The sequence below is a fragment of the Bradyrhizobium sp. genome (assembly GCF_049512235.1).
Classification (GTDB): Bacteria; Pseudomonadota; Alphaproteobacteria; order Rhizobiales; family Xanthobacteraceae; genus Bradyrhizobium.
This window is the reverse complement of sequence record NZ_JBEKXH010000022.1, coordinates 20557-28843: the sequence shown is the minus strand read 5'-3', so window position 1 is coordinate 28843 and position 8287 is coordinate 20557. Positions and strand designations below refer to the sequence as shown.

Annotated in this window: 9 protein-coding genes; 5 read left to right on the top strand and 4 right to left on the bottom strand. The window is 64.0% G+C overall.

Translation table 11 applies throughout. The features are described from left to right. Window positions 1-422: DUF1345 domain-containing protein (locus ABSG20_RS03675; RefSeq protein ID WP_423863126.1), on the bottom strand; the 422-nt coding region annotated here is incomplete at its 3' end. 9 nt (window positions 423-431) lie between these two features. Beyond that, window positions 432-1358 carry a polyprenyl synthetase family protein gene (locus tag ABSG20_RS03670; protein ID WP_423863125.1) on the bottom strand — a complete coding sequence of 309 codons (927 nt, stop codon included), beginning with the start codon at window positions 1356-1358 and terminating at the stop codon, window positions 432-434. Between the two features lie 291 nt (window positions 1359-1649). Between ABSG20_RS03670 and mtgA the strand changes: the two genes are divergently transcribed. From mtgA to ABSG20_RS03655, 3 genes are all read left to right on the top strand, one after another. Beyond that, the gene (gene mtgA, locus ABSG20_RS03665) at window positions 1650-2330 is read left to right on the top strand and encodes a monofunctional biosynthetic peptidoglycan transglycosylase (RefSeq protein WP_423863124.1); all 681 of its coding nucleotides are present in this window, start codon (window positions 1650-1652) and stop codon (window positions 2328-2330) included. 244 nt (window positions 2331-2574) lie between these two features. After that, window positions 2575-2760 carry a 50S ribosomal protein L32 gene (rpmF, locus tag ABSG20_RS03660; protein ID WP_423863123.1) on the top strand — a complete coding sequence of 62 codons (186 nt, stop codon included), beginning with the start codon at window positions 2575-2577 and terminating at the stop codon, window positions 2758-2760. 281 nt (window positions 2761-3041) lie between these two features. After that, window positions 3042-3686 carry a hypothetical protein gene (locus ABSG20_RS03655; RefSeq protein ID WP_423863122.1) on the top strand — a complete coding sequence of 215 codons (645 nt, stop codon included), beginning with the start codon at window positions 3042-3044 and terminating at the stop codon, window positions 3684-3686. An 8-nt stretch (window positions 3687-3694) separates the two neighbouring features. Here ABSG20_RS03655 and ABSG20_RS03650 read toward each other — a convergent pair whose 3' ends face one another. After that, window positions 3695-4009 carry a hypothetical protein gene (locus ABSG20_RS03650; RefSeq protein WP_423863121.1) on the bottom strand — a complete coding sequence of 105 codons (315 nt, stop codon included), beginning with the start codon at window positions 4007-4009 and terminating at the stop codon, window positions 3695-3697. Between the two features lie 334 nt (window positions 4010-4343). On the opposite strand from ABSG20_RS03650, the gene ABSG20_RS03645 reads away from it, so the two are divergent. Continuing rightward, entirely contained in the window at window positions 4344-6038 is a 1695-nt protein-coding gene (locus ABSG20_RS03645) for an EAL domain-containing protein (protein WP_423863120.1), read from the top strand. Window positions 6039-6198: 160 nt separating this feature from the next. Here the strand turns inward: ABSG20_RS03645 and phaR are convergent, their stop codons facing one another. Further along, on the bottom strand, window positions 6199-6801 hold the full coding sequence (phaR, locus tag ABSG20_RS03640; RefSeq protein WP_423863119.1) for a polyhydroxyalkanoate synthesis repressor PhaR: 603 nt from the start codon (window positions 6799-6801) through the stop codon (window positions 6199-6201). A gap of 303 nt (window positions 6802-7104) precedes the next feature. Between phaR and ABSG20_RS03635 the strand changes: the two genes are divergently transcribed. After that, window positions 7105-8283 (top strand): acetyl-CoA C-acetyltransferase, encoded by a 1179-nt coding sequence (locus tag ABSG20_RS03635; protein WP_423863118.1) that lies wholly within the window; start codon window positions 7105-7107, stop codon window positions 8281-8283. Window positions 8284-8287: the final 4 nt, after the last annotated feature.

The following is an 8287-nucleotide window of genomic DNA, read 5'->3' as shown; positions in this document are numbered from 1 at the left end:
GTGGTGTGCACGGCGGCCCAGGACAGCGCGATGGTCACGGTCGCCAGCGTCAGTTCCGGCACGCTGCGCTGCGAGGCGCCGAGTTCGAATACGATCGCGGCGATGCTGGCGAAGGCGCCGAGCGCGGTCACCAGCAGGATCAGAAAGCGGCCATCGTCCTGCAGCACCGCTTTGCGCCGGATAAGCTGATGCCCGCTGCCCAGCATCATGGTGTAGACGAGCAAGAGATAGATCGCGATGAAGATGTCCCAGCTGATCAGCAGGCGGGTCGCGAGGCGCAGCGCGCCGGGCAGGAAAAAGAACGCGAGACAGGCGATCGTCAAGGCAATGAAGGTGCGCGGCCGCGCATAAACCACGCGGACCGGCCGGGACATTTGGCGGAAGCGTACAAGAGCGGGATCGTCGGTTGCCTTGTCCGCCATCTCAGGCTTTCAATTCTTGCGCTCGGCAACGAAGCGCGCCGCGGCGCGCAGCACGTCTCCCCGGTGGCCGAAGATCGAAAGCGCGGCATCGGCGCGCGCCAACAGATCGCGCACGCGCTGCCTCGCGCCGTCGATCCCGAGCTGGGTGACGAAGGTGGTCTTGCCGAGCGCTGCGTCCTGCCCGGTCTGCTTGCCAAGCGCTAAGGCGTCGCCCTCGACGTCGAGCAGATCGTCGGCAATCTGGAAGGCCTCGCCGAGGGCGCGGCCGTAATCGTCCAGCGCCTGGTATTCCCGTGGCGAGGACTGCCCGAGCAGCGCGCCGGCGATGCAGCCATAGCGCAACAGCGCGCCGGTCTTCATCTGCTGCAGCCGCGCCACGTCGACCGGCTCGCGGTCGCCGAACCGGCCTTCGCCGGCGAGGTCGAGCATCTGGCCGCCGGCCATGCCGCCGACGCCCGAGGCCCGCGCCAGCGCCCGGGTCAAGGCCAGGCGCACGCTGGCCTCGGGGTGAATCTCGTCGCGGGTGACGATGTCGAAGGCGAGCGTCAGCAAGGCATCGCCGGCGAGGATCGCGGTGGCGTCGTCATAGGCCTTGTGCAGCGTCGGCCGGCCGCGGCGCAAGTCGCTGTTGTCCATCGCCGGCAGGTCGTCGTGAACGAGCGAATAGCAGTGGATGCATTCGAGCGCCGCCCCGGCCAACAGCGCGGCCTCGCGCGCGACCCCGAACACGGCGGAGCTCTCGACCACCAGAAATGGCCGCAGCCGTTTTCCGCCGCCGAGGCTGCAATAGCGCATCGCCTCGATCAGCCGCTTCGGCCGCGCGATTTCGCCGGGCCAGAGGCTGTCGGACAGAAGCTTCCCCAAAAGGGCCTCGGTGTCCTCCGCGGTCTGGTCCAGTCGGTGCGCAAAGTCCGATAGTGCAGGGCCGGTCGTCATCAAAAGCTGCTCCAGGTCAAGTTGGCCGGGACAATCGGTTATGGCACCGGCTTCGTCAATTCCGCCGTCGGGATTCCCTAACGCCTTAAAACTGCGAATAAAAGCCGGAACGATCCGGGGATGCCGGCGGTTCGTCCGCAACCTGCCCGCGGCGGGACCATTTTTTTCAGCCCGGGGGGTATTGCCGTCGGAGAAGGAAAGGGCGCTCCGCCGGCGCATTGCGCGTATTCTGTTCGCAAAACCGGTGTCGACAACTCCGCGCAATTTGCGCCCAGCCAGAAATATCAGATTTTGCGGATTGCCAGAAATCTACTGCTGATCGTGCTCGCGGTGCTGTTGCTGCCCTATCTGCTGGCGCCGCTGTATCGTGGCGGCCATCCGGTCTCGACGCTGATGGCCTGGCGCTGGCTGACGGGCGCGCCGGTGTTGCGGCATTGGATCGATTTCAGCGCGATTTCACCGGCGCTGCCGCGCGCGGTGGTTGGAGCCGAAGATGCGCAATTCTGCAGCCATCACGGCATCGACTGGCACGCGTTGCGCGAAGTGATCGACGACGCGGAAGAAGACGGTGAGGTGACCCGCGGCGGTTCGACCATCACCCAGCAGGTGGCGAAGAACCTGTTTCTGTGGCCGGGCCGCAGCGTGATCCGCAAGGCGCTCGAATTGCCGCTCGCGCTGTGGATCGATCTGGTGCTGCCCAAGCAGCGCATCCTGGAAATCTATCTCAACATTGCCGAGCTCGGGCCGTCCGGCCAGTTCGGCGCGGAAGCCGGCGCCATTTACGCCTTCAGCCGGCCGGCCTCGAGCCTGTCGCCCCGGGAGGCGGCCTTGCTGGCGGCAATCCTGCCCAATCCGCATCAGCGCAGCGCCCGCAATCCCGGCCCTGGCGTGCGCCGGCTGGCCGGGACCTATATGGCGCGCGCGCAGGCGCCGGAATTGCAGCGCTGCTGGCATGACAATCGCGCCTTTTGAGCCATTTTGGCAGATTTTGAACCTCGAGCCTGACCGGTTCTGATCGCATCTGAACCGGGCTCTAGCTTTTTGTTTTGACGCGTTTTCTTCCCGCGAACCGGTCCCCACTTCGCTCGAAAACGCTCTAGCATTGCGCGACCCCATCCTCTATAAGCGCGGCCTTATCGGCATCTCAGCTTGCGCCAAAAGCGCTTCAGCCGTCCGGCTCGGACGATGCCTCCGCCACCCCCCAGAGGACACCGACATGGCCGTTCCCCGAAGAAAAACATCGCCCTCGCGGCGTGGCATGCGCCGCTCCGCGGATGCCCTGGTCAAGCCGACCTATGCCGAAGACAAGGATTCCGGCGAATTGCGGCGGCCGCACCACCTCGACTTGAAGACCGGCATGTACAAGGGCCGCCAGGTCCTGAAGACCAAGAAGGAATCGTGAAACGGCGGGCGGGGCGGGTCCTCGCCCGGTATTGGCCGCCGCTGGCGCGCCGCTCAATACCCGGGCAGCCGAAATCAGATGCCCGCCATCGGCTGGTGTCCCGGGCGCCAGCAACCTCAGGGATAGGGCGAATGGGACATAGGCTAGAATTGTCGCAATCTGCCTTGATTGCCTGAATTCGGCCATCGAGTGAGGCAACGAGTGAAGAAAGACGTTGGCTTAACCCGGGGTTGGTTCGGGAATGCCCTGGTTCTCCTGCTTGAAAAGTGAAGGCCTCGCCGATGCCCATGGTCGGTTTTCCGCTGCTCCTGATCCCGATCGCGATCTACAACATGATCGTCTTCCTGATGCCCGGCGTCACCATGGTCGAACCGATCGCGAAGCTGACGCTGATGTCCGGCGCCGAATGGCCACTGACCCTGAGCGACATGCTGCTGGCGCTCGCAATTGTGCTGTTGATGTTTGAGGTCATCAAGGGCGCACGTCCGGGAGCGAAATACCTCACCGATCATCTGTTATCGCTGATCGTGTTCGGCGCCGCGGCCGCCGAATTTGTCCAGTGGTCGCGATTTGGCAACTCGACTTTTTTCCTGCTGGCCTTGCTCGCGTTGGTGGATTTCCTGTCCGGCATCGCGTTGCGCACGCGGCGCGGAAAGATGGCGGCGGACGCGGGGGCTGGCCATCGGAACATGGCCCAAACCGCGACCGAACCGCAATTTGAACCTGCCCCCGCGCCGGCACCCGCAGCTGCGCCAGCGGTGCAGGCAGCGGCCTCGGTCGCCGAAGCCGTGCTTTTGGATCGCCCTGAACCGAAATTCATGCCTGCCGCCGAGGTCACGCCGGGCGGACCCTCGCCGCAGGTTTTCTCCCCGGGCCTGCAGCCGGTCGATGGCTTTCTGCCCTCGACCGACTCGCCGCCACGTTGACGTTTTTGTCAGATGATTTGGCGCATCCGGATGCCCACGCGGGGGACCTGACGCCGGTGCGTTTGGTAAGCGATCTCGGCATCGGCGGGCGTCGCCCGCCGGAGGTTGCGCGTTTGCGGAGCGTGCTCGGCGGTAGCGATCAGGTGGGTAACAAAATCCGCCCGTGACAGTTGCCGGTCCGGCACGCGCCGCCCATCTATGGTCGGCATCACCGGCACCAGCGCGACGCAGGCAGGCTTAACGTGGGGAGGCTCGACGCAGTCATGCTTGGCATCAAGGACACCGTCATCTGCGACCTGTTGTGATCGACCGGGACTTGACATTGTAAATCGAGATCCAGTTCAACTGTTGCGTTTTGGGACGTCGCGCCGCTTTAGCGATTCACCGTCGCAAGGGTCATGCCGGCTCCCGGGTTTGGTTTCTTTGCGCTGCGCAAACGGCGCCCGTCCGACCGCTGCGTCGTGCGTTTTCCGGCAGGCTGGACCCCGGTAGGCTGGACCGGGCCGGTGCGAGGAAATTGCTCTAGTTAACGAGTTGCGTGTAGACTGACCGCCAAACCGATGCTCACTTTTGCGCCATATGCGCTGGCCCGACGCAAAAGCGGCACTATGCCTGAGGTAGAAGAAGTTCCCTGCAGTGTGCCGAAACGAGGCGCCCGTGACATCTGTTCTTCCGCAAGTTTCGACCATCCTGGCTTCGCTTGGCCAAGCCGCCTTTGTTTGGGACATCGCAACGGATGCGATCGCCTGGAGCGATGATCTGGCCGAGGTCTTTCCTGATATCCCCGCGGCGTCGCTGCAGAGCGGCGCGGAGTTTGCAAAGCTGATCGAGCCGGACCGCGCCGTCCGATCCAATGCGCTCAGCCAGTCGCCGCCGCTCCGCCAGGGTGAAGGGGCGCGCTACCGCATCGAATATGGCATGCGCACCAGCACCTCCAATCCGGTGCGCTGGATCGAGGAAGCCGGCGCCTGGTTCGCCGGCGCCGACGGCCGGCCCGCACGGGTCCAGGGCATCGTCCGCGTCAACAACGAAAGTCACGCCCGCGACGAGCAATTGTTGAAGCTGTCGCGGCACGACCCGCTGACCGGCGAACTCAACCGTACGCATCTGGTCGCCGCGCTGGCCGAGGCGGTCGAGGAAGCCGTGCGCTTCAGAGCATCCTGCGTATTCATGCTGATCGGCATTGATCATCTGGCGCGCATCAACGACGCCTTCGGCTTCGACGTCGCGGACGCGGTGATCTCCGAAGTGGCCCGACGCATTCGTTCGCGAATGCGCGGCGGCGACGTGCTTGGCCGGTTCTCCGGTAATAAATTCGGGCTGATCCTGAAGAATTGCAGCGTCGAGGATATGAATGCCGCCGCAGAGCGGTTTCTGGCCGGGATTCGCGATGACGTCGTGCCGACCCAATCGGGTCCGGTCTTGGTCACCGTCTCGATCGGCGCGGTCAGCCTGCCGCGCTATGCGCGCAGCGCCGACGAGGCGATTAATCGCGCCCACGAAACGCTCGATATGGCCAAGCGCCGCCGCGCCGGCTCATTTTCATTGTGGCGTCCGAATGTCGAGCGCGACGCCCAGCGCCGCGTCAATATCCGCGTCACCGACAAGATCGTCACCGCGCTCAACGAGCGCCGGATCGTGATGGCGTTCGAACCGGTGGTGCAAGCGCTCTCGCGTGAGGTGGCGTTCTACGAGTGCCTGGTCCGGATGGAGCAGCATGACGGACAGGTTCTGCTGGCGCCGGACATCGTTCCGGTCGCAGAAAAGCTCGGCCTGATTCGCCTGGTCGATCATCGCGTGCTCGAACTGGCGGTGGGCGAACTGACGGAGCAGCCAGGCGTGCAGCTCAGCCTCAATATCTCGCCCGACACCACGATGGACCCGGATTGGTGGGCTTCCATTGAATCGCTGCTGCGCGCGCATCCCGGCGTGGCCGAGCGGCTGATCGTCGAAATCACCGAAACGGTTGCGATCCGGGACATCGATGACGTCCGCGGCTTTGTCACGCGGCTGAAGAACTTCGGCTGCCGGATTGCGATCGACGATTTCGGTGCCGGCTACACCTCGTTCCGGAACCTGCGCAAGCTCGGCGTCGATATCGTCAAGATCGATGGCGCCTTCGTCCAGAACATCGCGCACTCCGCCGACGATCGCGCCTTCGTGCAGACGCTGATCGATCTGGCCCGCCGGTTGGGTATCAAGACCGTCGCCGAATGGGTCCAGGACGAGGCATCCGCCCTGATGCTGCGCGACTGGGGCTGCGACTATATCCAGGGGCGGCTGATCGGACTTGCCTCGTCGCAGCGGCCCTGGCAGACGCCGACCGAGGCGGTGGTTCCGGCGGCGGGTTGAAAGAGCCAATAGCCCAGCGTCTTCCCGGCGAGCGCCAGGACCCATACGCCGTCCCATCGGTTGGATAATGTTGGTAGAGAACCTTCCGCGCCAATCAAAGCTGCCGGTTATGGGTCCCGGCGTTCGCCGGGACGACTGGGGAAGAGGTGCCGCAGCGCGCCTAGTCTTCCTTCTTCGTCTCTTTCGACATGCGTTCGAGACGCTCCTGCATGTCTTTCATCTGACGGCGCAGATCGTCGATGTTGTCTTCTTCCGGCGCGGGTTCGGGGGCTATTTCCGGCTCGGACACGTTGGAGGTTCCACCGCGCGGCGGCACGAACGGCTTGAACATCGAGAAGGTCTGCTGGAACAATTCCATGTTGCGGCGCACGTGTTCTTCCAACGGCGCGAACGGCGTACCGCTGAAGGTATTGGTCAGCTGCTTGCGGAATTTTTCCTGCTCGCGCGTCAGCGTGTCGATCGCCTGTTCGAGATATTTCGGCACCACCATCTGCATGCTGTCGCCGTAGAATCTGATCAGCTGACGCAGGAACGTGGTCGGCAGCAAATTTTGTCCGGCCTTGTTTTCCTGCTCGAAGATGATCTGCGCCAGCACCGAGCGGGTAATATCGTCGCCGGTCTTGGCGTCATAGACCAGGAAGTCCTCACCCTCTTTCACCATCGCCGCGAGGTCCTCGAGCGTCACATAGGAACTGGTGCCGGTATTATAGAGCCGCCGGTTAGCGTATTTCTTGATCGTGGTGGGTTGGTCTGATTTCGCCATGGTCACTCATGCACACGGAGGACAAGGAGCCCGACGGCGTCGCCGGCGGGCTGACGGGCAGCGTTTACAGTAAAGTAAGCATTTTCAATGCGCTCCGGCTACCTTTTTGTGCGTTAAGGTTAATTACAACGCACGGGCGATGCCCGGGAAAGTGCCAAGAGCCCGATTTTTAGGTGCGCCACCGCGATATTTTGTCCTGCGGCCGTTGACATGCCTCAACGTCGTTAACAGGATAAGGTGAGAGAGACAGGCCCGCCATCCCGCCGCTCGTCAACCAAGATCCCTCAAGCCCAGGAGATATCCATGACAGACGATGTCGTCATCGTCAGCGCCGCCCGCACCCCGGTCGGAAGCTTCAACGGCGTGTTCGCCACCATGCCGGCCCACGATCTCGGCGCCGTCGCCATCAAGGCCGCGCTGCAGCGTGCAGGCATCGAGCCGGGCCGTGTTTCCGAGGTGATCATGGGCCAGATCCTGACCGCGGCGCAGGGCCAGAACCCGGCCCGTCAGGCCTCGATCGCCGCCGGCATCCCGGTGGAAAGCCCTGCCTGGGGCGTCAATCAACTCTGCGGCTCGGGCCTGCGCACGGTGGCGCTGGGCTATCAGGCGCTGCTCAACGGCGATGCCGAAATCGTGGTCGCCGGCGGTCAGGAATCGATGAGCATGGCCCCGCACGCGCAATATCTGCGCGGCGGCGTCAAGATGGGGCCGGTGGAATTTGTCGACACCATGATCAAGGACGGGTTGTGGGATGCCTTCAATGGCTACCACATGGGCAACACCGCCGAGAACGTCGCCCGCCAATATCAGATCACCCGCGCGCAGCAGGACGAGTTCGCCGTCGCCTCCCAGAACAAGACCGAGGCGGCGCAGAAGGCGGGCAAGTTCAAGGACGAGATCGTTCCGGTCACCATCAAATCCCGCAAGGGCGACATTGTCGTCGATACCGACGAATTTCCGCGGCACGGTGCCACTCTCGAGGCCATGGCCAAACTCAGGCCGGCGTTCGAGAAAGACGGCACCGTCACCGCCGGCAGCGCCTCCGGCATCAATGACGGCGCGGCCGCGGTGGTGCTGATGACCGCAAAGCAGGCGGCCAAGGAAGGCAGGACCGTGCTTGGGCGCATCGTGTCGTGGGGCCAGGCCGGCGTCGATCCCAAGATCATGGGCACCGGGCCGATCCCGGCGTCGCGCACGGCATTGAAGAAGGCCGGCTGGAGCGTCGGCGATCTCGACCTGATCGAGGCCAACGAGGCTTTTGCGGCCCAGGCCTGCGCGGTCAATAAGGACCTGGGCTGGGATACCTCCAAGGTCAACGTCAATGGCGGCGCCATCGCGATTGGCCACCCGGTCGGCGCCTCCGGCGCGCGGGTGCTGGTGACGCTGCTGCATGAGATGCAGAAGCGCGACGCCAAGAAGGGCCTTGCCACGCTGTGCATTGGCGGCGGCATGGGTATCGCCATGTGCATCGCACGCGACTAAACCG

Bases quoted from the DNA above. Each gene is read 5' to 3' on its own strand.
- ABSG20_RS03670 (WP_423863125.1), bottom strand. From the start codon at position 1,358: ATGACGACCGGCCCTGCACTATCGGACTTTGCGCACCGACTGGACCAG.
- rpmF (WP_423863123.1), top strand. From the start codon at position 2,575: ATGGCCGTTCCCCGAAGAAAAACATCGCCCTCGCGGCGTGGCATGCGC.
- ABSG20_RS03655 (WP_423863122.1), top strand. From the start codon at position 3,042: ATGCCCATGGTCGGTTTTCCGCTGCTCCTGATCCCGATCGCGATCTAC.
- ABSG20_RS03650 (WP_423863121.1), bottom strand. From the start codon at position 4,009: ATGTCAAGTCCCGGTCGATCACAACAGGTCGCAGATGACGGTGTCCTT.
- phaR (WP_423863119.1), bottom strand. From the start codon at position 6,801: ATGGCGAAATCAGACCAACCCACCACGATCAAGAAATACGCTAACCGG.
- ABSG20_RS03635 (WP_423863118.1), top strand. From the start codon at position 7,105: ATGACAGACGATGTCGTCATCGTCAGCGCCGCCCGCACCCCGGTCGGA.